Here is a 23,438-nt window from a genome sequence, read left to right as displayed (position 1 = left end):
AATGCCATTTACCCCCTTACATTTGGGCTTAGGCGCAAGTTGTAAAGCCATTGCAAATAAAAAATTTAGCTTGTTAATCTTCTTCGGTGTCCAGGTTTTGATGGATATCGAACCTCTAGTTGGTATTATTCAAGGCTGGACCACACTCCATTTATATACTCATAATTTACTTGGTGCTTTGTTGATTGCTTTGCTTGCAGTCCCCATAGGTAAAGTGATGAGTGAGTTTTGCTTACGCAACTTATTTAAACAAGCAAACTGGCAGATCACATGGCAAGTGGCGACAGTCAGTGCCTTGGTCGGTAGTTTTAGCCATGTTTTTCTAGATGCTTTGATGCATGCAGATATGTATCCCTTTTATCCGCTGAGTTATTCTCAAGTTTTACTCAACATGATTCCCTACAATTTTATTTTTTATGGGAGTTTAATCAATTTTATTTTTGCCACAATTGTTTGGCTTATCCGTGAGGAAAAATCATGATTCATCGATTGTTCTAAAGGTTAGATTAATCCGAGCCGTATGCACTTTCTTTGTTGGGGCTAAGCGGTGTAACCAATATGTTTGAGTGGTGTCTTTCATGACCAGCAAACTGCCATTTTCGAGAAAAATCTCAATCTTTTCTTGGCTATTTTTATGTTTAAAGGCAAATTTTCGAACCGCACCTAGGCTTAAAGATGCAATTGCGCCATTCTTTTTTAGATCTGTTTCACCATCACTGTGCCATGCCATACCCTCTTCACCCGTATGGTAAAGATTCAGTAAACAAGAATTAAATGTTTCACCCGTAATTAATTCAATCTGTTTTTTCAGTTCGAGTAATTCTTCAGTCCATGGCAAGGCATATTTGGAACTATTTGAATAAGTGTATTCAAAAGCGCGATCTCCATACCAAGCCACTTTCCGTTTGGTGATGATCTTTTTGCCAAAAATAATCGCTTGGTCATTTTGCCATTCAATATGTGCGAGCAATTTCTCAAAATAATCATTGGCGATGGCTTCATCCATAATTTTTCCGAAATAATTCACTATTCCATCTTGTGGAAGCAAATTCTCATGGGGATCGGTTAGAAACTTAAGTTGTTGCATTTTTCCATTTCACATAGGCTGATTTCATACAATGTCCACACGGGCGAAATTGCAATGCCAAGGCTTCAGCTTCACTACTAAAGAATACCCGATTGGTTTTTAACATCCGCTTGCCCGAACCACAGTTTAAACGTCCATAAATTTTTAGCTTTTGATTGCCTGCAAATAAAATTTCAGCATTCCTGATTTTTCGATATAACGCCAAGCGCTCAATATCATCATGCTTAATCATCATTTAACTCACAGCATCATGAAAAATAATCCCCAATGTATAACGCTCCCCTGTATGCACCTGACTGACAGCATGCTTCATATTAACTCGATAATAGCCATAAGTGCTTTTCTTGGGTCTAAACTGTGTGGTAAAAATTAACACATCCCCTTGATCAGGTTGTAAAACAATGGCTTTCGACTGTGCTCGTGGTACTTGCTCAGTCAACACCAACTCACCACCGGTAAAATCGGTATTGACTTGACTCAGTACAAATACCATTTGGATCGGAAAATAGACCTCGCCATATAGATCTTGATGTAAGGTATTAAAACCATCTTGCTGATAGTGCAAAATCAAAACAGTGGCTTTATTTTGACCCGCTTGTTGGCATTGTTGTAAAAATTCAAGATATGAATCTGGATAGTGTCGCTCCAACTTTAAAGCATCAGACCAAGCATTGGCGATAGGAACTAGATAGGGATAAAACTGAGTTCGAAGCTGTTGAAGCAAGTTTGGTAATGGATAATTAAAATATTTATACTCGCCATATCCAAAACGATGTTGCTGCATATTGACGGTTTTTCGATACAGTTGTTGATGGTTGTAATGACTTTTAATCAACTCACACAATTCATCAGATAAAAAGTCTTTAAGGATTGAGTAGCCTTGCGTATGCATCTGAGCACGGATTGTCTCCCAATCTAAACCCTCAATTTTATTGAGCAATGCTGTTGCTTGTTGTGGATTAAACACTGTCATGTACTTGTACACCTTCCCAACCAATCATTGCGGCTTTACGTGTTTTACCCCAATGGTATTCACCTAAAACACCTGTCGCTTGGATCACACGATGACAGGGAATTAAAAAAGCCACTGGGTTATTGCCAATCGCAGTACCAACCGCACGGAAAGCTTTGGGATTTCCAATCTGTTCAGCAAGGTTCGCATAGGTCGCCACTTGCCCCATCGGGATTTTAAGCAAACTTTCCCAAACTTTAAGCTGAAAATCAGTACCTTTTAGATGTAGCTTAATTTGGTTCCATGGTTTTTGTTCAGATGAGAAAATGGCCAAAGCATGTTCATGCAACGCATCTGCTTGCTGATAAAATCTTGCTTTAGGAAATTTTTCAACGAGTGCGCTATAAGCATCTTGCTCATGCTCCACAAAAGACATAAAGCAAATCCCTTTGGCTGTTGATGCCACTAAAACGGTTCCAAAACGTGTTTCAGCATACTGGTAGTGGATGGTTAAGTTTTCTCCGCCACTTTTGTATTCAGCAGGTGTCATCCCTTCAATTTGTATAAATAGATCATGCAAACGACTGGTGCTTGATAGTCCTGTGTCATACGTTGCATCAAATACCGAATGCTCTTGTTTTAACAAGTTTTTTGCATGTTCTATGCTGATATATTGCAAGAACTTCTTCGGACTGGTTCCAGCCCATTCAGTGAATAAACGTTGAAAATGTGCAGGGCTTAAATGAATATGCGCAGCCACTTCATCTAAATTCGGTTGTGCTTTAAAATTGTGTTTAATGTATTCAATGGCTTTTGCAATACGTTCAAACTGATTGTGCTGTTGCATCACATTTCTCCTCACTTTTCTACATCTAACTTAACAGTTGTTATGCAATGAGCAAATCCGAATCATGCTGAGTTTTTTGATTCAATATCTTTTAAAAATCTCCTCACAATAAAAAACCGTTAGTCATTAAAACTAACGGTTTTGTGCTTTCAAATGAATCGATTACTGATAGATCTTATGCCCTTGATCACGTATTTCAGCAATTTTCTTGCCTTCCATTTTTGCATGATCTAAATGACCACCTTTGACTAGCGCTTGAGTCTTATCAATTTGCGCAATCAATTGATCATATAACTGAGTCGAAGTTGGTGCACTAGCATCACCACGACCTTTAAGTTTGACTTTTTTAGCGTCCGTTGCAGCAGCACGCATATTATCTAAAGCTTTATTTGCTTCAGCGGCATTATTGGTTTGATTAAATGCTTTATAGTTTTTACCTAATGCCTGCATATTTTGTTGTAGCGTTGCAGCAAAAGTCATTGAGCTGAAACCTAAAGCAGAAATCATCATGACGGTGGCTAAAGTTTTTTTGATCATTATGATCTTCCTTAAAACTGTGGCTATTGTTGGGGGTAAAAAAGCCCATTGTGGCTATTGTCCATTTCCAAGATTAAACATAGTTTAAAAGCACAAAAAATAGCAAATAAAAATGCAACGAATTCGTTGCATTTTTATATTCAAACATAACCTGAAAAACTCTTAAATTGGTTCAATCTCATGGTGTAAAGCATCGTGGATCGCTTCAACCAACTGTTGTGCAATTTCTTGTTTCGAAGCTTTCTCTAAATCACGCTTTTCCATCTGGTACTGTTCTGCAAAAAACACGGTCATCGCATTTTGATCAGAAGCAAAACCAATATCAGCCCGCGAGACATCATTGCAGGCAATCATATCGAGTTTTTTTGCAACGAGTTTTCCTGCTGCATATTCCTCTACATTACGAGTTTCAGCCGCAAAACCCACCATAAATGGGCGCTTTGACTGTTGCGCAATGGTCGCCACAATATCAGGGTTTTTCACCAACGAAACATTCAGCTCATCACCAGCTTTCTTGATCTTATGTTCCGAAACTTCTGCCACACGATAGTCAGCGACAGCCGCGGTTGCAATAAACACGTCACAACCATCCTCAAGCTGATGCATGCTTTCATCAAGCATTTTTATCGCAGAAGAAACATTGATACGACGCACACCATTCGGGGTATCCAAACTGACTGGACCCGCCAGCAACGTCACTTTTGCCCCTGCTGAGTAACAGGCTGCTGCAATAGCAAAGCCCATTTTCCCTGTACTGTGATTGGAAATATAACGTACAGGATCAATCGCTTCACGTGTTGGCCCTGCAGTAATCACCACACGCTTTCCAGCAAGCAAGCCAAACTTTTCAGCAATCGCACGTTGTGCTTGATGGAAGTAATTTTTAACTTGTTCTGCTAAATCTTCAGGTTCAGGCATACGCCCTAAACCGACATCCCCACACGCTTGCGAACCCGCTTCAGGCATAATCACATGTACGCCATCTTCAACTAAAGTATTCAGATTCCGTTGTGTCGGCTTAGCTGCCCACATTTGTTGATTCATTGCAGGTGCAACCCAAACTGGTGCTTTGGTTGCCAAATACAAGGTACTCAGTAAATCATCAGCTAAACCTGCAGCAAATTTCGCAATGCTGTCGCAACTTGCAGGTGCAACTAAAATTAAATCAGCCCAACGTGCCAATTCAATATGCCCCATTCCCGCTTCTGCTTCAGGATCTAATAATTCAGTATGAACTGGATTTCCCGATAGCGCCTGAAAAGTTAAAGGGGCAATAAATGCCTGTGCACCTTTAGTCATTACCACGCGTACATTAAAGCCATAATCCTTTAAACGACGTACCAGGATTGCACTTTTATAGGCGGCTATACCACCTGTTACAGCGAGGATAATATTTTTATTAGAAAATACGCTGAGATCAAAACTCACTATCAAGCTACCTTTCAGTTGCAGTGGCGCTCACAATATCATTAAATAGTCTATCTCCCAAGTTATTCAAGGGAGAAAAACCAGAACTAAAATAAGTTTAAAATGTGAAAAATAATGAATCAGTCAATCAAACAATGGCCTAAACAAGAACGTCCACGTGAAAGATTACTCTTACAAGGGGCGCACAGTTTATCTGATGCAGAACTACTCGCAATCTTTCTCCGCTCAGGCTCAAAACAACACTCTGCTGTTGAATTAGCACGCTTGCTCATTCAACATTTTGGTCATTTAAATGCTGTATTTGATTCGTCTTTAGATGATTTAAAACAATTTCATGGCATTGGCGAAAGCAAGTATTCACAACTGATGGCAGTGAAAGAACTGGGACGGCGTTACTTGAAACATCAACTGAACCAAGGTTTAGACTTGAGTCGTTCTGATTTAATCCGAGATTATTTACGTTATGAATTGATTGGAGAATTTCAAGAAGTCTTTGCTGTACTCTGCTTAGATAGCCAGTTACGTAAATTGAGTTTTAAAAAACTATTTTATGGATCAGTCAATTACTGCAATATTTCCATCAATCAATTATTACGATATGTCATACAAAAACATGCGACTTTTATCGTTGTTGCCCATAATCACCCTAAAGCTTTTGCCAAGCCTTCACGCGAAGATTACGATTTAACTCAAGAAATATTAAAAGCCTGTCAACTACTTGAAATAGAATTATTGGATCATATGATCATTGCTGCTGAGCAAAGCTACTCCTTTGCTGAACACGGACTCATCAAATCCCAAACTTTCCCTACAAATGTGATTGACAAGCACCTTTGAAGCGGTGAAGATCACTAAAAAATATAGATTTAAAAAGTATGATTGTCCGCGATCAAAACGATACCCTTAAAATATTACTCTCTTGGCGTGGTACGATTTTACCTAAAGTGCTACCACCGCTTGGTTTTGTGATGCTCATTTCTGCAATTGTCGGTGGCATTGAGTATACCAATTTATATCGTTTTCCAGAATTACCCTTGGTTGGCTTTACCCTGATTGGTGTGGTGCTCTCTATTTTTCTCGGCTTTAAAAATACTGCCTGTTATGACCGTTGGTGGGAAGCCCGTAAACTTTGGGGGATGCTGATCGCCAACGCACGACACTTTGACCGTGATTGCCGTATTTTTCCTCAAGGGCGCCGTGAACGGATCATCCAACATGTAATTGTATTTGCAAACTTATTAAGAGATCGCCTAAGACATCAAACTGCAAATCCAGATGCGTTGGTGGAAACCAGTGGTATGAGTCAACAGGCACTGACACAATTGTATCAACAAACAAATGCGCCTCAATACACGCTGAGTTTGATCCAATGGGAATTGATGCAAGCGCTCAAAGAAGGCGAAATTTCTGACATTATCTATACCCAATTAAATGAACATGTGAATGAGTTAAGTTTGGTACAAACCGGTTGTGACCGTATTGCAACCACACCTTTACCTTTTGCTTATTCAGTTTTATTGAATCGTACGGTCTATTTTTTCTGCTTTATGTTGCCCTTTAGCTTAGGATCATTACTGGGCTTAGCAACACCTTTGTTGGTGGGTATTTTAGCTTATACTTTTCTAGGGCTAGATGCTTTAAGTACCGAGATAGAAGAACCCTTTGGTACGCAAAGTAATGATTTACCTTTAGATTCGATGGTGCGAATGATTGAAATTGAATTATTGGGAACTCTAGGAAAACCAACTCCCCCACCGATTCAAGCCCATGATCACAATTTGCTTTAACGCATCAGTTTCTGATTTTTATTTTTTATAGAGACATTAAAGGCCGAACACTGAAAATGAAATACGTGGTTATCTTTAAGGCACAGATCAATACGCTTGATCAACGGTATTTTCAAACTGCACAACTTTTACGAGAGAAAGCATTAAGCCAGTTTAACTGTCAAAAATTTGAGTCTCTTTGTGAAAATGACTTTGAAGTTGCGCTTTCTTATTGGAATACTCTTGAAGATATCCATGCTTGGCATAAAGATGCAGAACATCAAGCTGCCCAACGAATTGGCAAACAACAATGGTATAAAAAATTTAGTGTTGAAATTTGTGAAATCACAAGATCATATTAAAGAAAACGACTAAAATTAATCCGCCAAATATAATTATAAAAGGGATTTTGGTATGTCAGAATTATTCCAACTTATTTTGCATGGTGAATGTAAGGCGTTACTAGAAAAAATCACCCCTGATAACATCAATCAACAGCTTGATGGCTCATCTTTACTGATGTACGCCTTGCAACACCAACAAGATGATATCGCACTCAAACTGATTGAACTTGGAATTGATGTCAACTTACAAAATAGCAAAGGACAGACAGCTCTACACTTCATCGCTGTCTATAAAAATAATATTCATGTCGCCCAAGCAATCATTGACCACGGTGCAGATTTAGCATTGCAAGACAGTTCAGGAAATATTTCACTGTGGACTGCGCTTTATAACGCACAACATCATTATGAATTGGTTAAATTATTACTTGAACATGGTGCAAATTTAAACAGTAAAAATCGGACAGCAAAAAGTCCTTATGATTTAGCATTGTTAATGAAGTTTCCTGAAGGCATTGCTTTGGTTGAGCAATATCAAACCCATCATCACTAACCAATATAAAGATCAGTTTTTATTGTTTTTAAAATGAGTCTTTTTTAAAAAAAAAGCACAACCATTCATTTCTACACCATTCAATCAGTGGACTTCAAATTCAGATTCAGCTGGGTCAAAACGCCAAGTACGCACAATCCTCAGTTCAGAGATATCTTTCATTTTTGAGTCAAAACGTCCAAAAGGTGCACCTTTACGCACTGAGTTTTTGGCGGCTTCATCGAGGATTGAATGACCTGAGCTTTCAATCAATCGTATAGCACGAATCCCACCTTCATTATTGAGAATGACCATTAAACGGACTTCCCCCGAAAGACGCTGCTGTTTGGCAAGATCTGGGTAATATCGGTTTCCATACATTTCAACTTTTTCACGAAATTTATCTAAATATCCAGCAGATGCATCTTGCTTGGCTTGAATACCATCTAAGGTTTTAATTTTTTGTTGTTTACTAAAATTTTGTTGTTTCTGTAAATATTGAGCTTCTAGACTCGCCACCATTGCCGTTTTAGCTTGCATCTGGCTCTGCAACTCTTCCATGGCCTTTTTGCGATCATTCTGTTCCGCTTGCTTTTGCCAGCTAAGAACCGTCATTAATACTTTTTCTTCGAATTTCAATTCTCTTTTTTGCTGAATTTGTTCTAAAGCTTCGAGTTGCTGATCACCCGCACTCTTATCTTCTGCTTGCGCTGGCATATCACTTGAAATACGATGCTCTTTACGGAATGTTCCTGAACCCTGCTGATTTGATTGCGCTAAAAAGTCTGCATCTTTAACTTCGTCTTCACTTGGACGAATACTGATTGCGATTTCTTTTGTGCTGGTATTATTTTCTTGGGGCATTCCAAATTGAACAGATAAAAAAAGTACATGTGCAATGACAGCTGCAGAAACAGCTCCAACAAATAATGAGTCTTGCCACCAATACTCAGAATGCTCTGTATTGGCAAATAATTTTTTTATCATGACATTAATCCGACAAAATTCCCCAATCGCCAAATTTAAAATTTATTAAAATAAGTTTGACTTTACATTATTCACAAACTTTGTGACTTATTTAGTAAAAGTAAAAACGTAATTTTAAAACACTCAAAATGGTGCAATGTTTTTTGTTAAACTGCAATCGTTAGACTTGTATTTTTTTAATAATCGACAAGTTTATCGCCTTAAAAAATGATGAAGATTTGGGACAATACTTATGCCGACGCTACTTTCTAACATCGTTAAACGTATTCGACAAGTATACCAAAAAGCAGAAGGTTTTATAGAAGAAGAACGCGAGTTTCCGGTATCACAAGTATTTTTAAATGCAACGTTTAAACGTTTTGTCACAGACAATGTCAAAATTTTAGAAGATTTACATGCTGACCTGCATGATGACTGGCTAAAGCTTTATGCCACACTCAATGTTAATGGTATGCATTTGGTTCTTTCGGTGGATCTTAAATTAGTTCAAATGGAACTCAACAAAGATATGCAGTTGATTGTTTTTGAACAAATCAGTAACACACAAGTGATCGAAGCCAGTTATCCCAATGTTTGGTACAAAATGGGCGTAAACGCTGCTTTATTCTTTTACCAAAAAGTATTGAAAAAAGATCCTTTAGGCATGATCTTAGAAAAATTTGAAGTCATTACAGTAAAAGATGAATTACTTCACTTAGATCTCAATCGCTGGTTAGGGAAAAATCGTTCGATTATGGATACACTAAATAAAGTCCATGTGAATCATGCTGAACTACGTGAGACCGAGTTGGTTGTAATTGGCAATGTGAATCTAACAGCTTTATTTAGTAAATTTAGAGAAGATAAAGACCCAGACTGGGACGAAGATGATGATCTAGAAACAGAAGTAACCCCGATTGAGCAAAAGAATTAAATCTCTAATTGGTAAGATAGATTTCAAGTCACAGCAATCAAAATGTATACATAAATTCACAGGATTAGAAATAAAGTGAATATTTTATCTTTAATTACACCGCATAATAGGTGTCATATCCAAAAATACTTTTAAATGTATAGGACATTTAATGATGGCAAAAACGTTATTTAAAACATTAAGTATAGCAACTGGTATTTCAACTGCAGTGTTATTGGTTGGATTTTCTAGCAATGCGCTTGCCATGAGTCCGTTCCAAGCAAGTTACCAGTTTGCCTATAATGGTAAAAACTTAGGTACTGCGACTCGTACACTGAGTCAAAATGGCAATAACTGGACTTATGTATTTGCTGCAAAAGCAGCGGCAATTGCATCTGCAAGCGAAACAAGCCGTTTTACCTTTAGTAATGGTCAAATTAATTCCAGTAGTTTTAGTCGCACCAGTAAAGTGTTGGTACATAATGACACCATGACCATTAACTTTAATCCAAACAACAAAACCATTAATACCAAGAAAAAAGATCAGGCACGTTCTTTCCCATGGAAAGCAGGTGCTTTAGATGAATTAAATGCTGAGTTACAAGTACGTGAAGATTTAAAAGGTGCTGGTCTAAAATCAAGTTATTTGATTGCAGATGCAAAAGGTTTAGATGCGCGCCGCTTTGTTAAACAAGGGACTGAGTCAATTAAAACCCCTGCGGGAACCTATAACACGGTCAAAGTTGTACTCACCCATGACAATGGTGAAAAAAGTTCAATTTTCTGGTTAGCACCTCAATTAGACTATTTACCCGTGAAAATGTCACATGTTGATGGTAAAACGTCTTATAACCTAACCTTGACCAGTTACAAAAAGTAAGACATTTTTCACCTTTTGATCAATTTCAGCTTGCATTTTTTTTAGTGCTTTTTAAAATACGCCTTTGCTTTAAAAAGCACCTTGCCTCTAGAGGATTCTCCCTGTGCACGCACTAGAACAGAAAATCTTAGCTGAAGGTATCGTTCTATCTGATCAAGTTCTGAAAGTCGATTCTTTCTTAAATCACCAAATTGACCCTGTGATGATGCAGCTCATCGGTCAAGAGTTTGCTCGTCTTTTTAAAGATGCAGGCATTACCAAAATCATCACAATTGAAGCATCAGGCATTGCGCCTGCTGTGATGGCTGGTTTGGAACTTGGTGTACCCGTTATTTTTGCACGTAAATATCAGTCTTTAACCCTTAAAGATGATTTATATCGTTCAAAAGTATTCTCTTTTACCAAGCAAATTGAAAGCACCATTGCGATTTCTAAGAAACATATTAGCAAAGACGATAAAGCTTTGGTTATTGATGATTTCTTAGCGAATGGTCAAGCCGCTTTAGGTCTTGCTGACTTGATTCATCAAGCAGACGCAGAAGTTGTGGGTATTGGGATTGTGATTGAAAAATCTTTCCAACCAGGCCGTCAATTGTTATTAGATAAAGGCTACCGTGTTGAATCTTTGGCACGTGTTGAAGCTTTGGCAAACGGTACGGTAAGCTTTGTAGAAGAATAAGCTGGTCTTACTTCAAAATTTTTCATTAAAAAAGAGTGCTTTAAGCGCTCTTTTTTATGCTTTTTGATCAGTAGTGTCTTTGTTTTGCCTTTTATTTTGATCAAACCCTCAGCTATATTGTGCAAATAAAGATATCACTCAGGTAAATAATAAATGAGATCAATCACTCAAAAATTAGTTGATCTACTCGACGTACAACAATTGGATGATGGTCTATTTCAAGGGCAAAACACACGATTATTTGGATCACACCTTGTGGGTGGGCAATTGGTGGCACAAGCATTAATTGCCGCATCAAAAACCACCAATCGCCCTGCACATTCATTACATGCTTATTTTATTCGCAGTGGTCGCACAGATATTCCAATTTTGTTTAAAGTTGAAAATTTAAGGGATGGCAAAAGTTTTGCCACTCGCCAAGTCTATGCTTGGCAAAATGGCCATATTATATTTTCAGCCATGGTTTCATTTGCCAATATTGAAGCAGGTTTAGAAAATCAGATTGAACCGCCTCACTACCCTTCGCCAGATGAACTGATCCCAGAACAACAACTGAAACAAATGATTTATGAGGATGTTCCTGAACCTGCACGCGCAATATTTATGCGTCAATTTTTTATCAATATCCATCCAGTGCAGCCATTCAACCCATTTAAACCGATAAAATTAGACACAAATTATGCTGAATATTTTCAAACCTTTGAAACTATTCCTACTCAACAAGATACACTCATGATGCACCAAGCCATTGCTGCATATTATTCTGACTATAACCTGCTGACGGTTTCACTTAGACCACATGGTGTCAGTTATGCGAACGGCAGTGTACGTAGTGCAAGTTTAGACCATAGCATTTATTTTCATACAGATTTTAGAGTAGATGAGTGGCTACTTTATGATATGAATGCAACACTATCTAGCCAAGCTAGAGGGCTTAATTTCGGGCGGATGTGGCAAGATGGTAGATTGGTGTGTAGCGTTAATCAGGAAAGCTTAATGCGGCTGAAGCAATAACAAGATGTTCTGATAAGCTTGTATCAATCATTCTACCTATTACATTCACACAAAATATAAAGACTGATCACGGTATTCAGTTACAATCAAAATCATGTCATATCCCTGACATGATTGTAACGATAGCGATAAGCATGACAAAAATGCCAGTAGTGAACGTGAATATAAAGCTTAACCATAACTTAATGAAGACAAATGGACTTTGTTGAGTGAGTAAAAATCAATGACTGATGAACAAACAGTAAAGTGCCCAAAGTGTGGCTCTACAGACTTAGAACGCCGTGACCATGAACAACTTTTAGGCAAAGCAGGCAGTGTATTATTGACTTCTGCGGGTGCAGCAGCAGGAACTGTAGGCGGCGCTGCCTCTGGTGCGTCAATTGGTGCAGCTATTGGAACTGTTGCAGGTCCATTAGGTGTTATTGTCGGTGGAACTGTAGGAACCTTCGTAGGTGCAATCAGTGTTGGAATTACTGGTGGATTTCTAGGAAATCGCTTCGGTAAACGAGCAGGTGTGATTGTTGACCAAAATATCTTTTTTGATTACCAATGTAAAAAATGTAACCATCGCTTTAATTTAAAATAATAAAATTCAAAATATCACTCGCCAAAGAACTTCTCTTCTAATCCGTTAAAAGCGTGATAAAAGAGAAGTCTTTCAATTTTTATGCAGCTACCCACAAAATATCAAAAATTATGGGTTTAACTTTTTAACCGTTTCACCTAGACGTTTGCCCTGTTCTGCACATAAAGCTTTTTCATCGGAACTTAAGTTTTGGTCATGACGTGGTCCACTGACATGACTAACCCCATACGGCGTACCGCCTGATTTGGTATTGGATAAGGCTGGATTGGCATTGGTCAAACCCATGATCATCATGCCATGATGAAACAATGGCGGTAGCATCGTTAACAAGGTACTTTCCTGCCCACCATGCATTGAACCTGACGCGGTAAATACACAAGCGGGTTTATCGTGTAATGCACCATTTAACCAAAGACTTGTGGTTTGATCCCAAAAGTATTTCATTTCAGATGCCATATTGCCAAAACGTGTTGGTGAACCTAAAGCTAATCCTGAACAATTTTGTAAATCATCCAATGTACAATAAATATCGCCATGTTCTGGAATGCTGGCTTCTGCTTCTTTTACAACAGTGGAAAGGTTAGGCACCGTCCGAATTTTTACTGCCACACCCGCCGCTTCTACACCGTTGGCAATCAAGTGTGCCATCTCTTTGGTAGATCCATATTTACTGTAATAGAGTACGAGAACATAAGCTTGCATAGAGATTTCTTGATTTCAACATAAGAAAATAAAACTATACGGTATTTTTCTGCTTTTTTGGGTAAGCTAGACAATGAAAATGTAAGACATACCGAAAAATAATTGAGATCAAAGATATATATGCTTGAATTACTTAAAAAACTACCCTTCTATGAAAAAACTTGGTTTCAATTCATTCTTTTTGTAATTGGTCGTTTTGAAGCAGATCGTTGTCGTGAACAGGCGGGTTCACTCACTTATACGACATTATTTGCTGTTGTTCCAATGTTGACTGTTTTCTTGGTTATTATCTCATCAATCAAAGCCTTAGAGCCTGCTAGACAACAACTCCAGCAGATGATTTACAGTAATTTCTTGCCGAAAACCAGCATTGCTTTCGATAAGGCTTTTAATGTCTTTACTGAGAATTCAAGTAATTTAACTGTTATTGGTGTGTTGTTTTTATTCATTACCACAGTACTGATGCTTACCAGTATCGAAACGGTTTTTAATCGGATTTGGCGTGTTCAAGAAACGCGTAATGGCATCATTGGCTTTATGCGTTATTGGACCATTATTTCTTTAGGTCCGATTTTATTGGGAAGTGCCTTTGTCATTTCATCAACATTGGCCTCTATGAATGTTTTAAGTAATAACTTTGCTGGTTATGAAGTTGATGGTACGGCGTTACTTGGAGTCATTTCTTTTGCACTGACCACTTTAGGCTTTTTCATTTTATATTGGACCATTCCAAATCGTAGTATTCCTGTTCGAGCGGCTGCGATTGCAGGTCTTTTCGGTGCGATTGCATTTGAGCTACTTAAAAACCTATTTGGTTTTGTTATGGCAAATTTCACCAGCTATACCCTTGTCTATGGTGCTTTTGCTGCTGTACCAATTTTCCTATTATGGATCTTTTTATCGTGGAATATCGTCTTATTGGGTGTGGAAATCAGCTATGCCCTTACTGCATTTCATACAGGTAAAATCCAGACCCGCCATCCTGTGTTGATGATGCTCGATATTCTAGAATTATTTTATAAAAAACAAAAAACGGGCGAAGTGGTAACTGATGCAGAAGCACTCAATATTTTAGGTCGCGGTGAAATTGGACGCTGGCCAGTTTATATCCAACTTCTAGAAAAACAGAATTTGGTTAAATGTACTGACAATAATGAATATGTGCTGGTCAGAAATTTAGATGAAATTGATTTCTGGTCATTCTATACATCATTACCTTATACCCTCCCTCGTCGTCATGATGTTGAACATGTACATGATGATGATGTTTGGATGAAACATATCGGTCCAACCTTAATCGAATCCGATGAATATTTGGCAGCCAAATTATCGATTCCGCTTTCAACCATTTTGGATGATAAGTAATTTTAATCAAGATAGATAAACAACTTCCCTTTCCAAGCAATGCCCATTGGAAATGGGAAGTTATATAACTTTTTGATGAATCATTATAATTTCGCAATAGCCAAATCCACTGCATAAAGCGGATAAAAGACACCACAATGGTATGAACCTGTCTTTTTTATAGGATATAATTCAAAGTGGACAACAGATCTTTTTTATTCAGGCAATCTTTGCATGACAATAACAAAAACAAGCGAGAAAAATATACTGACTCAACTCAGTACCAATGATGAGATTATTGCACCATTATGGCTTATTTTTCGACATGATCCCGCACTGTCTGTTTATCCTAAACATGGGCATGCTTGGGGCGAATTTATTTATGCCTTTAATGGGGTAATGGAAGTCAATATTGGTCAAATTAATTATATTACGCCCCCTCCATATGGAGTTTGGTTACCACCAAATACGCAACACAGTGGTTTAAATCGGACTCCTGTTTCCCATGCAACTTTGTATGTTCATCAGTCCTTATGTAGAGCCTTACCCCAACAAGCAGGAATTCTTTTAACCTCACCCCTGGTTTCAGCAATTTTACAGCACATCAAACAGCACCCAATGCAAGCATCTGAGCCTGAATATTTGCGGCTATTACAGGTATTACTTGATCAATTACAACATGCTGAGTTAATCGGTAGTTATTTACCCCATACCAATCATGCTGCCTTAAAACAAGTTTTGGATTTTTTACATGCCCACCCTGCTGATCACAGTACGCTAGAGGCTTTAGCCCAACGGATTAATATGACTGAACGTACCTTGGCAAGACTGAGTCAAAAAGAGTTGGCAATGTCACTCAATGAATGGCGACAACGCCTTAAAGTCATGAAAGCGATGTCTATGCTCAATGAGGGAAAAACGGTTGAAAGCATTGCACTGGATTTAGGTTATGCCAATGCTTCTGCTTTTATCAATATGTTTAAACGTTGGATGATGCGTACCCCAGATCAGTTTAGAAAATTATTACATCACTAAATCAACTTTTTAAATTTTGAGTAGATTAAGCGTAGTGATCTAAATACAGATAATGAACAATCTTCCCGACCAATCTATACGCCGATCTAAAAATGCATGGGCTGAATTTAACTTTGGTTTATGTATTAATTCACCAAAGTCATCCAGCTTTTCTGCTTCTTCGCTATCAAAGCGTTTCGTCCAAGCTTCTGCACGATAGCTAAAAAATAGTGATGCTGTAAATTTCAACTGATAAATAAAGCGGGATATATCCCAAAAGTTAGTGATGAATTATTGTTTTATAAAACTGTAGAGAATAAAAAACCCAATGCGTATTGATTATAAATAAACACTGGGTTACTTGAATTTTAAATGCTTATTTTACAAAAGTTTTCCAAACAAAATCTTGGCTTTGACCATGTAAAGTCATACTCAATTGATCACCAGAAGCCAATGCTGCAACACCTGCAGGTGTCCCTGTCATCACCACATCCCCTGGTTCTAAAGAGAATACTTGGCAGATGTCTGCGAGTAAGCAAGCAATATCAAAAATCAATAAAGCCGTATCGCCTTTTTGTCGAACTTCATCATTGACTGCAAATTCAAATGTAACAGCCGACCAATCTTTAATTTCATCCACACTGACCCAATCTGCCAGTACACATGAGCCATCAAAAGCTTTTGAACGCTCCCAAGGCTGGCCTTTGCCCTTTAAGTCATCTTGGAGATCACGTAAAGTTAAATCTAAGCCTAAAGTCACCGCACCAATCGCATCCAATACTTTATCTAAATTGGTTTCACCCTTAAGTGGCTTATCGATACGTAACGTCAGTTCACACTCATGGTGGCAATTTCCCCACGCCTCATTCCAAGAGATACCGTCTTGCAATGAAATCAAACTACTGGGCGGCTTGATAAATAAGACTGGACGATCTGGAATTGCGTTACCTAATTCTGCTGCATGCGCTGCATAACTACGACCGACACATACAATTTTAGATGGACGTGTACTCATATTGTTCCCTTCTTATTGCTCAGCGTTAAAAACTTTATAATTCCAAATTACTTTTTAAAAGTATTGATAAAAATCGTTTGATCTGCGGGTGTAGCAAATGCTCGTTTAGGCACAATCACCACAGTACGATTTTTTAATTCGATCATATAGGTAAGCTTGCCTTCGGCAAATTTATCTACATCTGAATAATGATGAACTTGTTTTGGACGGCCACTACTGAATAATTCCATATAGTCTTGAAATAATTCAATACCTTGTTCGCTTTTACCAAATTGATATTTAACGAATTGGCGTTTAAACATCATCGGTAAAAACCAATACCGCATCAGCATTTGCAGAATTAAGAAAAAAGCACCTAAGCAAACATAATATTTACCCACACCCTCTAAACCGAGGTAAATCCCCCAAACCATGATTCCGATGCTGACCAAAGGCGTGAGAAATTGGCTAATTTGCTTTTTACCAAAAGTTGCCAGTTTAAAACCGTCTTGAGATTCTTCTAAATTAAGATAATAACGTGCAGATAATGCAGGCTGGGTGTCTGACATAGTTGCTTCAATACAAATATTTTACGATGCCAAGATATTACACTAGATTTTTCTTGCGAGATGCGGATTTTCATCTTGTTTTACAGAACACCTCTATTTTTTAAAAGTGAATCCTTTTAGGGTCTTTCATACAAATGGTTTTTATAAGAACAAGATATTGCCGATTATCAAGGCACAAAAGGAATTATGATGAAAGTATTTTATTTAAATGTCGGTGTAATACTCTTAGTCAGTATCAGTCAAATCAGTTTCGCAAAATTGGTCACTTGGACCGATAATATTCCCAGTGCGTTAAAGCCATTTGACAATAATGCCCAGCAAATTGCGGCAATTGCCCAAGACAATATTTTAATTTATGCCCATCCAGCAACCAAAACGTCACTACCGACATTCTCTAAACAAACCCAACCTATCGCTAAATTTTCAACAGCAGCCATTGTTGTGCCTGTAAGTAGCCAAGAAGTGGCTAAGACATTAAGCAATTACACACAATATGTTGGGTTATTCCCTACTTTAAAATCAGCAAAAGTCATCGAAACGGCAGGAGCGATCAGTCAATTAAAATATCGTATATCCATCCCGACACCGATACCTGTGTTAAATTTTAATGAAGATGTGGTGATGCAACATCAAATTGGACAAAATAGTATTTCAACCATGGTGATTGATGGTCCAATTCCTTATGCATTAGGGAAATTTGAATGGTTCAATTTAACTAACAACAAAACTTTAGTGACCCTGACACAATGGGGCGATTTAAACCAACCGCAAGGTTTCCTGTTTAAGAAAATTTTAAATGCATTTCCTGAAGTAAAACTGGCAATTCCAAATGGTTCGAGTGCCTTTGTTTTAGAAGCACTCAAAAATAAATATACGGCTAAAAAAGTGACTGGATTAACTGAAGGGCAACTGCCTAGCCCACAATTAAATACAGCTCAAATCAATAAAATTGTACAGGTCAGTGCCAACGCGCAACAGCCCGTCAGTATTGTACTTAATCCTGTCACTGTACCTTCTACCCATGGTCGAGAGGTTTTACGCTTTACCACAAGCTATCAATACTTAAATGCCACCCCGCAACAATTACAACGTTGGACACAACCCTTATCCTATAAAGAGATTTTTCCAAAACAAATCAAAAGTATTAAAACCACAGTGCTCAACACACAAGCACAAGATGCAGACTTTAAAGTCAGTGTTGGATTAGGGGTTATTAGTATTCCTTTTGATTTTAAAATGCATTTTAGCTATCCCAAAGCCACCGAAAATAACTTCTATGCCAATGGCGGTGATCTACGTTATCTCAAAGGTCAAATTCAATTTTTACCCCAAGGCAATAACACCTTACTCAAAATGACCACTACCATCAAAATTGATGAAAAAGCACCATTCTTACTCAAAGCAGCACGTAGTTTACCCTACCATGAAATGTTACCGGCACTGGGTGCAAACGCAATTTTTGCTCAAAAAGTAAAATAGTGCAGATTGAACTTTTAAACTCAATTAATCAGCAAGATGTTTGATTGTTGTGCCAATATTAAACAGAAAATATAACGGGATTGCGATCAGATCACCGACTAAAGTGACGGGGGTTAAGGCTATTTTCTGCAACAGTGTTTTAGAATGTAATGAGTATTTGGTTTTTCCTTGTGTATACATCGCAATTGTATAGTTCTGACTAAAGTTCTGAAATTTCATATTTTTAATTTCAGCGTTTAACCCCACTACACGTCCAACCAATCCAATTTTTCTTTGATAAAATTCAGAGTTTTCCTGACCATACTCGTACTGACTCAGTCCAAGTCGAGATAACTTATTTTCTTCCTGTCCAGTTAAATTCTTTTTTGCATAATACAGTTCAATATCACTGCTAAATTGAGCTGCTTGTGGATTTTTTTGATCATCGCTTTCCGGCATTAAAGACAAGCTAAAATAATTGTCACTCGGACGGACTGGTTTGATTCGCCAATACTTGGCGTCTAAATCAGATCGAATGGTTTCTAAAATTTCCTTATTTCCAATATCAATCATATACGCATATTTTTGCCCAACCACGATTAAGGAGATATCTACATTGTTTATATCATGGCTATTTTTTGAGGAAGCATTTTCTTTTAAACAGGCAAAACCGACAATTTGATCCTGATCTACAATTACTCGATCTGCATGGGTTGAAACCACTTTACCCGTCGCCAACCTACCAGAATCACTGTTATTCCACAGAATGGCGGTACATCCAGTTATTTGACTGATGACCAACACGATAAAGAATGAGAGATATTTATTCATTAATGATTGGCCTTATTTTTATTATCTTGCTCATTGTGCCATCATTTAGGCACAAAAAAACCGCAATAAAGCGGTTTTTTTAATATTTTATCAAGTTGGTGCGCTCAGAGAGATTCGAACTCCCGACCCCTTAGTTCGTAGCCAAGTGCTCTATCCAGCTGAGCTATGAGCGCGACGTCTTGATGGGACGCATTATACGCCTTTTCATTTTTTTGTTAAGGATTATTTCAATACTTAAGCACCAAGTGTTTAGTATTTGGGCTATTTATCTTTAAATCGACAAAAACCTAGAATCTACGTATTTATACACTGCTTGCATGCTGTTTCATTTGAAATTGAATTAAATATTTTTCAGTAAACAACCAAAATAAATAGCCAACTATACTCAATAGGATTCCAGCAGCACACACGGCATACCATCCCCAATGACCATAGAGTGTTGTTGCCAGTAATGAGCCCACTGCACTACCCAATGCATAAAATAACATATAAGCACCCACCAATCGCCCATGTAGTCGAATATCCGCTTGGAAGATCAGACTTTGATTAATCACATGGATTGATTGAATAGCTACATCTAATAAAATAATCGCTAAAATAAAAATCCAAATTGAAAAATATAAGCAGTTTAAAATAACCCAAGCTCCGATCAGTAGTAGAAACGCATATTGTGTAACACGCTGCGCATAGCCTCGATCAGCTAACCCACCAACACGGATTGCCATAACTGCACCGATGGCACCAATGATGCCTAAAAAACCAATCAAGCTATGTGAATATTCAAAAGGCTGAACAGATAAAGGAAATACCAGTGCATTCCAAAACAGATTTAAATTGACGAAAATGATGAAAGCAAGTACACCTCTAATCTGTAACACTCTATTTTTAAACAATTGTTCAAACAATGAAAAGATTATCTGGGAATAAGTGAATTGCTGAGTAGGATCTTTTTCGATGCAGATAACAGCTAAGTATTTCCATAAAAACACACTGATCATACTCATACATAATACTGAGAATATATATACCCCTTGCCATCCAAACCAATCGGCTAAACTACCAGACAGTACCCGAGATAAAAGTATACCAATCAACACACCTGCTTGGACTGTACCCACGATTTTGCCGCGTTCATCAGCAGCCGCCAAAACTGATGCATAAACAATTAAGCCTTGGGTCATCGCTGTGCCCAACATGCCCACAATCAGCATACTCAATAACAACGTGAAAATATGATCTGAAAAAACCAACAAGATTAAAGCTAGGCATAAAATGATGGACTGAAACAACATCAAAGATTTTCGTGGTATTAAATCGCCTAAAGGCACAATAAAAATTAATGCAATGATTGATCCCACTTGAGTCAATGAAACAACTAACCCCGCCCACGAATAATCTAATTTAAAATCTTGGGCAATCAAATCCAGCAATGGCTGTGCATAATAAACATTTGCAACACTCAATCCAGCAGCACACGCCAACAGCATCACCATGGCTGGAGAAAGCTGAGATCGCTGCTGTTCTCTTGTTTTATTGCGCTGTTGATGATCTGTTTTGTTCATTTTGCACCAATCTAGTTTTAATTTGCAACCAGATTAAATTACGCAATCTTGTTTTAAATTGCAACTAGATTTATAGTCTATTTTTAAGATGAAAGGAACGACTGATGAATCAAGATAAATATGAAGCTTGCCCAGTTGCGCGGTCAGTGCAATTGATTGGAGATCGTTGGGCTTTATTGATCATTCGCGAAGCTTTTGATGGGGTAAAACGATTTAGTGATTTTCAGAAAAATTTACATGTCGCCAAAAATATTTTGTCTGATCGATTGGCAAAACTTGTTGATGCTCAAATTCTAAAGAACCAACCGGCATCTAATGGTTCAGCCTATTTGGAATATGTGCTCACTGCACAAGGTTATGCACTGTTTCCAATCATCGTGGCATTACGTCAATGGGGTGAGCAATTTTTATTTGCTGAGGATCAACCACATTCTATTTTGCTTGAGAAAAATACAGGTGATGAATTGGCACTTATGCAGCCAATGACAAAAAAAGGAAAACATCTACTTGCACAAGAGACCTTTGTGAAAAAGATCAATTAAATGCAAATCATGTTTTCCCAGTTAAAGTGGATACTCGTTTTAAAGAGCAAACTTAAGTTTTAATGGTTTTACTCAACCAATAAATCTTTTGGATTAATGCTATCACCGTAGACAGGTTTTAACGTCTTTTCATATGCTTGCTGGATAACCCCTGCTTTAGATAATTTTTCTAAGTCTTGATTCAACCAATCCAATAATTCTTTATCACCCTTTTTGACTGCAGGTGCAATCAAATCATGCTGACCCAAGCTGGTAATACCCACTGTATAATTTGGGTTCTCTTTTGCCCAAGCAAGTACCAATAAATTATCATGTGCCAAAGCCACACCACGTCCATCTTTCAAAGCATCAAAGGTCTCTGTATTCTGCTCGTACTTTTGTAATTTAATTTCAGGATGTGATTTGCTAAAGAATGAGTCTGCTGTCGTGCCTTTATTGACCAATAAAGTCTGGTCTTTAAGTTGTGCAATATCTGTAATTGGCTTGGCTTTAGGCGATACAACACCCAAAGAAACTTTTAAATAAGGCTGAGCAAAATCTACAACTTCCTTGCGTTCAGGTGTCACGGTGAAATTAGCAAAAATAATATCGACCTTATTGGCTTTAAGGTACTCCACACGATTGGCAGCCTCCGTTAAAACAAATTGAACTTTGTTTTCATCTCCTAATAGGTCTTTGGCAACATGCTTAGCAATTTCCACATCAAATCCTTGGTTTTTACCTTGTGAATCCAAGTAACCAAAAGGTGGCTTATCACTAAACACCCCGATACGAACCACACCATTTTTCTTAATTTGTTCAATACTTGAGCTTGTTTTTTCAGTTTCAGCAGTTTTTTCAGTTGTTGAAGCATTTTTATTACACGCCGCCAACCCTAAGCTAAGCACAGAGGCTGCAAGTAGATGAGTCAGCTGTTTTATTGATATGTTCATTTAATTTTCCTCTAATCTATTTTCATACTTAAACGATGATTTCTTTTCGTATTTAAACGCTTTGATGCAATTTTTATTTCGGTTTCACATCCAAAAAGACTTGAGCGTCCACAGTTCCACCGTAAACTGGCTTTAAGGTCTGATCATAAATCTTCTGAATTTCACCTGTTCTTTGTAAGCTTGAAATTTCAGTATTGAGCCAATTTAGAAGTTGGGTATTGCCCTTTTTCACTGCAGGTGCAATAAAGTCTTGATTACCAATTTGCTGAATTCCCGCCGTAAATGTTGGATTCTCAGCTGCCCATGCCAAGGCATAAGTACTGTCTTGAGAAATTGCATCACCACGACCATCTTTCAGTGCATTAAAAGCATCAGTATTTTGTTCAAACTTTAATAAATTAATTTTTGGGTAATTCTTAGTGAAATAAATATCTGATGTCGAGCCTTTATTGACGATCAAGGTTTTTCCTTCGAGCTGCTGAATATTGGTAATCGTCTTGGCTTTAGGCGATACAATGCCTAAAGCAGCCTTTAAATACGGTTGGGCAAAATCAACCACTTGTTTACGTTCAGGAGTGACTGAAAAACTGGCAAATACCGCATCTGCTTTACCCGATTTTAAAAACTCCACACGGTTAGCAGCCTCAGTCACCACAAATTCAACTTTATTTTCATCCCCAAGCAAATCTTTGGTCACTCTTTTTGCTAAAGCGATATCAAAACCTTGTGGTTTACCTGCACTGTCCACATAACCAAATGGTGGATTATCTGCAAAAACAGCCACACGAAACACGCCCTGCTTTTTAATCTGATCTAAAGATTGATCATTCTGGGTATTTTGCTCCGCTGATGCAATTGGTTCAGTTGGCTGACTACATGCGCTCAACATTCCCATACATAAGGCCACACTCAATGTTCGAACAACGTTGGAAATATTAAAAAAATTCGATGGTTGAGTT

Annotated in this window: 28 protein-coding genes and 1 tRNA gene; 14 read left to right on the top strand and 15 right to left on the bottom strand. The window is 37.8% G+C overall.

Going from position 1 to position 23,438, the window contains the following annotated elements; all coding sequences use genetic code 11:
• Position 1 precedes the first annotated feature (1 nt).
• On the top strand, positions 2-481 hold the full coding sequence (locus ACG9ZL_RS01490; protein WP_419358810.1) for a DUF4184 family protein: 480 nt from the start codon (positions 2-4) through the stop codon (positions 479-481).
• Here the strand turns inward: ACG9ZL_RS01490 and ACG9ZL_RS01485 are convergent.
• The 6 genes from ACG9ZL_RS01485 to coaBC all read right to left on the bottom strand — a co-directional run bounded on the left by ACG9ZL_RS01485 (position 476) and on the right by coaBC (position 4,851).
• The gene (locus tag ACG9ZL_RS01485; protein WP_419358808.1) at positions 476-1,087 is read right to left on the bottom strand and encodes an alpha-ketoglutarate-dependent dioxygenase AlkB family protein; all 612 of its coding nucleotides are present in this window, start codon (positions 1,085-1,087) and stop codon (positions 476-478) included. The two genes, ACG9ZL_RS01490 and ACG9ZL_RS01485, sit on opposite strands and share 6 nt — an antisense overlap.
• Positions 1,074-1,319 (bottom strand): Ada metal-binding domain-containing protein, encoded by a 246-nt coding sequence (locus tag ACG9ZL_RS01480; RefSeq protein WP_336953604.1) that lies wholly within the window; start codon positions 1,317-1,319, stop codon positions 1,074-1,076. Before ACG9ZL_RS01480 ends, ACG9ZL_RS01485 begins: the two co-directional genes overlap by 14 nt.
• A 3-nt stretch (positions 1,320-1,322) precedes the next feature.
• The gene (locus tag ACG9ZL_RS01475) at positions 1,323-2,060 is read right to left on the bottom strand and encodes a 2OG-Fe(II) oxygenase (protein ID WP_419358806.1); all 738 of its coding nucleotides are present in this window, start codon (positions 2,058-2,060) and stop codon (positions 1,323-1,325) included.
• Positions 2,047-2,886 (bottom strand): methylated-DNA--[protein]-cysteine S-methyltransferase, encoded by an 840-nt coding sequence (locus ACG9ZL_RS01470; protein WP_419358805.1) that lies wholly within the window; start codon positions 2,884-2,886, stop codon positions 2,047-2,049. Before ACG9ZL_RS01470 ends, ACG9ZL_RS01475 begins: the two co-directional genes overlap by 14 nt.
• A 162-nt stretch (positions 2,887-3,048) precedes the next feature.
• The gene (locus ACG9ZL_RS01465; protein WP_004725812.1) at positions 3,049-3,423 is read right to left on the bottom strand and encodes a cytochrome b562; all 375 of its coding nucleotides are present in this window, start codon (positions 3,421-3,423) and stop codon (positions 3,049-3,051) included.
• A gap of 162 nt (positions 3,424-3,585) precedes the next feature.
• Complete coding sequence (coaBC, locus tag ACG9ZL_RS01460) at positions 3,586-4,851, bottom strand: bifunctional phosphopantothenoylcysteine decarboxylase/phosphopantothenate--cysteine ligase CoaBC (protein WP_336953532.1); 1,266 nt, start codon at positions 4,849-4,851, stop codon at positions 3,586-3,588.
• 114 nt (positions 4,852-4,965) lie between these two features.
• Here coaBC and radC point away from each other — a divergent pair, with 114 nt between their 5' ends.
• Genes radC through ACG9ZL_RS01440 form a run of 4 tightly spaced genes read left to right on the top strand, consistent with a single transcriptional unit; the run spans position 4,966 to position 7,514 of the window.
• Positions 4,966-5,688, top strand: coding sequence for a RadC family protein (gene radC / locus ACG9ZL_RS01455; protein WP_419358803.1), 723 nt, complete (start codon positions 4,966-4,968; stop codon positions 5,686-5,688).
• A 38-nt stretch (positions 5,689-5,726) separates the two neighbouring features.
• The gene (locus ACG9ZL_RS01450) at positions 5,727-6,638 is read left to right on the top strand and encodes a bestrophin family protein (RefSeq protein ID WP_004725806.1); all 912 of its coding nucleotides are present in this window, start codon (positions 5,727-5,729) and stop codon (positions 6,636-6,638) included.
• Positions 6,639-6,694: 56 nt separating this feature from the next.
• A complete protein-coding gene (locus tag ACG9ZL_RS01445) occupies positions 6,695-6,979 on the top strand; it encodes an antibiotic biosynthesis monooxygenase family protein (RefSeq protein ID WP_336953530.1) in 285 nt (94 codons plus the stop codon).
• 52 nt (positions 6,980-7,031) lie between these two features.
• Positions 7,032-7,514, top strand: a complete 483-nt coding sequence (locus ACG9ZL_RS01440; RefSeq protein ID WP_336953529.1) for an ankyrin repeat domain-containing protein — start codon at positions 7,032-7,034, stop codon at positions 7,512-7,514.
• 84 nt (positions 7,515-7,598) lie between these two features.
• On the opposite strand, the gene ACG9ZL_RS01435 is transcribed toward ACG9ZL_RS01440, so the two are convergent.
• Entirely contained in the window at positions 7,599-8,480 is an 882-nt protein-coding gene (locus ACG9ZL_RS01435; protein WP_336953528.1) for an energy transducer TonB, read from the bottom strand.
• A gap of 232 nt (positions 8,481-8,712) precedes the next feature.
• On the opposite strand from ACG9ZL_RS01435, the gene ACG9ZL_RS01430 reads away from it, so the two are divergent.
• From ACG9ZL_RS01430 to ACG9ZL_RS01410, 5 genes are all read left to right on the top strand, one after another.
• Positions 8,713-9,393 carry a hypothetical protein gene (locus tag ACG9ZL_RS01430; protein ID WP_336953527.1) on the top strand — a complete coding sequence of 227 codons (681 nt, stop codon included), beginning with the start codon at positions 8,713-8,715 and terminating at the stop codon, positions 9,391-9,393.
• Positions 9,394-9,547: 154 nt separating this feature from the next.
• The gene (locus ACG9ZL_RS01425; protein WP_336953526.1) at positions 9,548-10,252 is read left to right on the top strand and encodes a DUF3108 domain-containing protein; all 705 of its coding nucleotides are present in this window, start codon (positions 9,548-9,550) and stop codon (positions 10,250-10,252) included.
• A 103-nt stretch (positions 10,253-10,355) separates the two neighbouring features.
• The gene (locus tag ACG9ZL_RS01420) at positions 10,356-10,931 is read left to right on the top strand and encodes a xanthine phosphoribosyltransferase (protein WP_419358800.1); all 576 of its coding nucleotides are present in this window, start codon (positions 10,356-10,358) and stop codon (positions 10,929-10,931) included.
• A 153-nt stretch (positions 10,932-11,084) separates the two neighbouring features.
• Positions 11,085-11,945 (top strand): acyl-CoA thioesterase, encoded by an 861-nt coding sequence (locus ACG9ZL_RS01415; RefSeq protein WP_419358797.1) that lies wholly within the window; start codon positions 11,085-11,087, stop codon positions 11,943-11,945.
• Between the two features lie 223 nt (positions 11,946-12,168).
• On the top strand, positions 12,169-12,531 hold the full coding sequence (locus tag ACG9ZL_RS01410; RefSeq protein WP_209827964.1) for an FmdB family zinc ribbon protein: 363 nt from the start codon (positions 12,169-12,171) through the stop codon (positions 12,529-12,531).
• 108 nt (positions 12,532-12,639) lie between these two features.
• Here the strand turns inward: ACG9ZL_RS01410 and wrbA are convergent, their stop codons facing one another.
• Entirely contained in the window at positions 12,640-13,233 is a 594-nt protein-coding gene (gene wrbA / locus ACG9ZL_RS01405; RefSeq protein WP_336953523.1) for an NAD(P)H:quinone oxidoreductase, read from the bottom strand.
• A gap of 120 nt (positions 13,234-13,353) precedes the next feature.
• On the opposite strand from wrbA, the gene ACG9ZL_RS01400 reads away from it, so the two are divergent.
• Positions 13,354-14,598, top strand: coding sequence for a YihY family inner membrane protein (locus ACG9ZL_RS01400; RefSeq protein ID WP_336953522.1), 1,245 nt, complete (start codon positions 13,354-13,356; stop codon positions 14,596-14,598).
• Positions 14,599-14,811: 213 nt separating this feature from the next.
• Positions 14,812-15,612 carry an AraC family transcriptional regulator gene (locus tag ACG9ZL_RS01395; protein ID WP_419358795.1) on the top strand — a complete coding sequence of 267 codons (801 nt, stop codon included), beginning with the start codon at positions 14,812-14,814 and terminating at the stop codon, positions 15,610-15,612.
• A gap of 355 nt (positions 15,613-15,967) precedes the next feature.
• Here the strand turns inward: ACG9ZL_RS01395 and ACG9ZL_RS01390 are convergent, their stop codons facing one another.
• Positions 15,968-16,606 carry a fumarylacetoacetate hydrolase family protein gene (locus ACG9ZL_RS01390; RefSeq protein ID WP_234624066.1) on the bottom strand — a complete coding sequence of 213 codons (639 nt, stop codon included), beginning with the start codon at positions 16,604-16,606 and terminating at the stop codon, positions 15,968-15,970.
• 47 nt (positions 16,607-16,653) lie between these two features.
• Complete coding sequence (locus ACG9ZL_RS01385) at positions 16,654-17,154, bottom strand: YcxB family protein (protein WP_004816919.1); 501 nt, start codon at positions 17,152-17,154, stop codon at positions 16,654-16,656.
• Between the two features lie 189 nt (positions 17,155-17,343).
• Here ACG9ZL_RS01385 and ACG9ZL_RS01380 point away from each other — a divergent pair, with 189 nt between their 5' ends.
• The gene (locus ACG9ZL_RS01380; RefSeq protein WP_419358887.1) at positions 17,344-18,633 is read left to right on the top strand and encodes an SRPBCC family protein; all 1,290 of its coding nucleotides are present in this window, start codon (positions 17,344-17,346) and stop codon (positions 18,631-18,633) included.
• A 24-nt stretch (positions 18,634-18,657) separates the two neighbouring features.
• Here ACG9ZL_RS01380 and ACG9ZL_RS01375 read toward each other — a convergent pair whose 3' ends face one another.
• From ACG9ZL_RS01375 to ACG9ZL_RS01365, 3 genes are all read right to left on the bottom strand, one after another.
• A complete protein-coding gene (locus ACG9ZL_RS01375) occupies positions 18,658-19,443 on the bottom strand; it encodes a YidX family protein (RefSeq protein ID WP_419358793.1) in 786 nt (261 codons plus the stop codon).
• Between the two features lie 96 nt (positions 19,444-19,539).
• Positions 19,540-19,616, bottom strand: a tRNA-Arg gene (locus tag ACG9ZL_RS01370).
• A 129-nt stretch (positions 19,617-19,745) separates the two neighbouring features.
• A complete protein-coding gene (locus ACG9ZL_RS01365; RefSeq protein WP_419358791.1) occupies positions 19,746-21,005 on the bottom strand; it encodes an MFS transporter in 1,260 nt (419 codons plus the stop codon).
• Positions 21,006-21,109: 104 nt separating this feature from the next.
• On the opposite strand from ACG9ZL_RS01365, the gene ACG9ZL_RS01360 reads away from it, so the two are divergent.
• Entirely contained in the window at positions 21,110-21,547 is a 438-nt protein-coding gene (locus tag ACG9ZL_RS01360) for a winged helix-turn-helix transcriptional regulator (protein WP_336953517.1), read from the top strand.
• Positions 21,548-21,615: 68 nt separating this feature from the next.
• Here the strand turns inward: ACG9ZL_RS01360 and ACG9ZL_RS01355 are convergent, their stop codons facing one another.
• Entirely contained in the window at positions 21,616-22,479 is an 864-nt protein-coding gene (locus tag ACG9ZL_RS01355) for a cysteine ABC transporter substrate-binding protein (RefSeq protein WP_336953516.1), read from the bottom strand.
• A 73-nt stretch (positions 22,480-22,552) separates the two neighbouring features.
• Entirely contained in the window at positions 22,553-23,374 is an 822-nt protein-coding gene (locus tag ACG9ZL_RS01350; protein ID WP_419327728.1) for a transporter substrate-binding domain-containing protein, read from the bottom strand.
• Between the last annotated feature and the right edge of the window lie 64 nt (positions 23,375-23,438).

The organism is Acinetobacter legionensis, from assembly GCF_048551735.1.
Lineage (GTDB): Bacteria > Pseudomonadota > Gammaproteobacteria > Pseudomonadales > Moraxellaceae > Acinetobacter.
Note: the sequence above shows the minus strand (reverse complement) of the source record. Positions and strands in the feature narration are given on the sequence as shown.

Bases quoted from the DNA above. Each gene is read 5' to 3' on its own strand.
- ACG9ZL_RS01445 (WP_336953530.1), top strand. From the start codon at position 6,695: ATGAAATACGTGGTTATCTTTAAGGCACAGATCAATACGCTTGATCAA.
- ACG9ZL_RS01440 (WP_336953529.1), top strand. From the start codon at position 7,032: ATGTCAGAATTATTCCAACTTATTTTGCATGGTGAATGTAAGGCGTTA.
- ACG9ZL_RS01435 (WP_336953528.1), bottom strand. From the start codon at position 8,480: ATGATAAAAAAATTATTTGCCAATACAGAGCATTCTGAGTATTGGTGG.
- ACG9ZL_RS01485 (WP_419358808.1), bottom strand. From the start codon at position 1,087: ATGCAACAACTTAAGTTTCTAACCGATCCCCATGAGAATTTGCTTCCA.
- radC (WP_419358803.1), top strand. From the start codon at position 4,966: ATGAATCAGTCAATCAAACAATGGCCTAAACAAGAACGTCCACGTGAA.
- ACG9ZL_RS01425 (WP_336953526.1), top strand. From the start codon at position 9,548: ATGGCAAAAACGTTATTTAAAACATTAAGTATAGCAACTGGTATTTCA.
- ACG9ZL_RS01355 (WP_336953516.1), bottom strand. From the start codon at position 22,479: ATGAACATATCAATAAAACAGCTGACTCATCTACTTGCAGCCTCTGTG.
- ACG9ZL_RS01365 (WP_419358791.1), bottom strand. From the start codon at position 21,005: ATGAACAAAACAGATCATCAACAGCGCAATAAAACAAGAGAACAGCAG.
- ACG9ZL_RS01430 (WP_336953527.1), top strand. From the start codon at position 8,713: ATGCCGACGCTACTTTCTAACATCGTTAAACGTATTCGACAAGTATAC.
- ACG9ZL_RS01450 (WP_004725806.1), top strand. From the start codon at position 5,727: ATGATTGTCCGCGATCAAAACGATACCCTTAAAATATTACTCTCTTGG.
- ACG9ZL_RS01470 (WP_419358805.1), bottom strand. From the start codon at position 2,886: ATGCAACAGCACAATCAGTTTGAACGTATTGCAAAAGCCATTGAATAC.
- ACG9ZL_RS01490 (WP_419358810.1), top strand. From the start codon at position 2: ATGCCATTTACCCCCTTACATTTGGGCTTAGGCGCAAGTTGTAAAGCC.
- ACG9ZL_RS01415 (WP_419358797.1), top strand. From the start codon at position 11,085: ATGAGATCAATCACTCAAAAATTAGTTGATCTACTCGACGTACAACAA.
- ACG9ZL_RS01360 (WP_336953517.1), top strand. From the start codon at position 21,110: ATGAATCAAGATAAATATGAAGCTTGCCCAGTTGCGCGGTCAGTGCAA.
- ACG9ZL_RS01475 (WP_419358806.1), bottom strand. From the start codon at position 2,060: ATGACAGTGTTTAATCCACAACAAGCAACAGCATTGCTCAATAAAATT.
- ACG9ZL_RS01410 (WP_209827964.1), top strand. From the start codon at position 12,169: ATGACTGATGAACAAACAGTAAAGTGCCCAAAGTGTGGCTCTACAGAC.
- ACG9ZL_RS01380 (WP_419358887.1), top strand. From the start codon at position 17,344: ATGAAAGTATTTTATTTAAATGTCGGTGTAATACTCTTAGTCAGTATC.
- ACG9ZL_RS01465 (WP_004725812.1), bottom strand. From the start codon at position 3,423: ATGATCAAAAAAACTTTAGCCACCGTCATGATGATTTCTGCTTTAGGT.
- wrbA (WP_336953523.1), bottom strand. From the start codon at position 13,233: ATGCAAGCTTATGTTCTCGTACTCTATTACAGTAAATATGGATCTACC.
- ACG9ZL_RS01390 (WP_234624066.1), bottom strand. From the start codon at position 16,606: ATGAGTACACGTCCATCTAAAATTGTATGTGTCGGTCGTAGTTATGCA.
- ACG9ZL_RS01400 (WP_336953522.1), top strand. From the start codon at position 13,354: ATGCTTGAATTACTTAAAAAACTACCCTTCTATGAAAAAACTTGGTTT.
- ACG9ZL_RS01350 (WP_419327728.1), bottom strand. From the start codon at position 23,374: ATGGGAATGTTGAGCGCATGTAGTCAGCCAACTGAACCAATTGCATCA.
- ACG9ZL_RS01395 (WP_419358795.1), top strand. From the start codon at position 14,812: ATGACAATAACAAAAACAAGCGAGAAAAATATACTGACTCAACTCAGT.
- ACG9ZL_RS01385 (WP_004816919.1), bottom strand. From the start codon at position 17,154: ATGTCAGACACCCAGCCTGCATTATCTGCACGTTATTATCTTAATTTA.
- ACG9ZL_RS01375 (WP_419358793.1), bottom strand. From the start codon at position 19,443: ATGAATAAATATCTCTCATTCTTTATCGTGTTGGTCATCAGTCAAATA.
- ACG9ZL_RS01480 (WP_336953604.1), bottom strand. From the start codon at position 1,319: ATGATTAAGCATGATGATATTGAGCGCTTGGCGTTATATCGAAAAATC.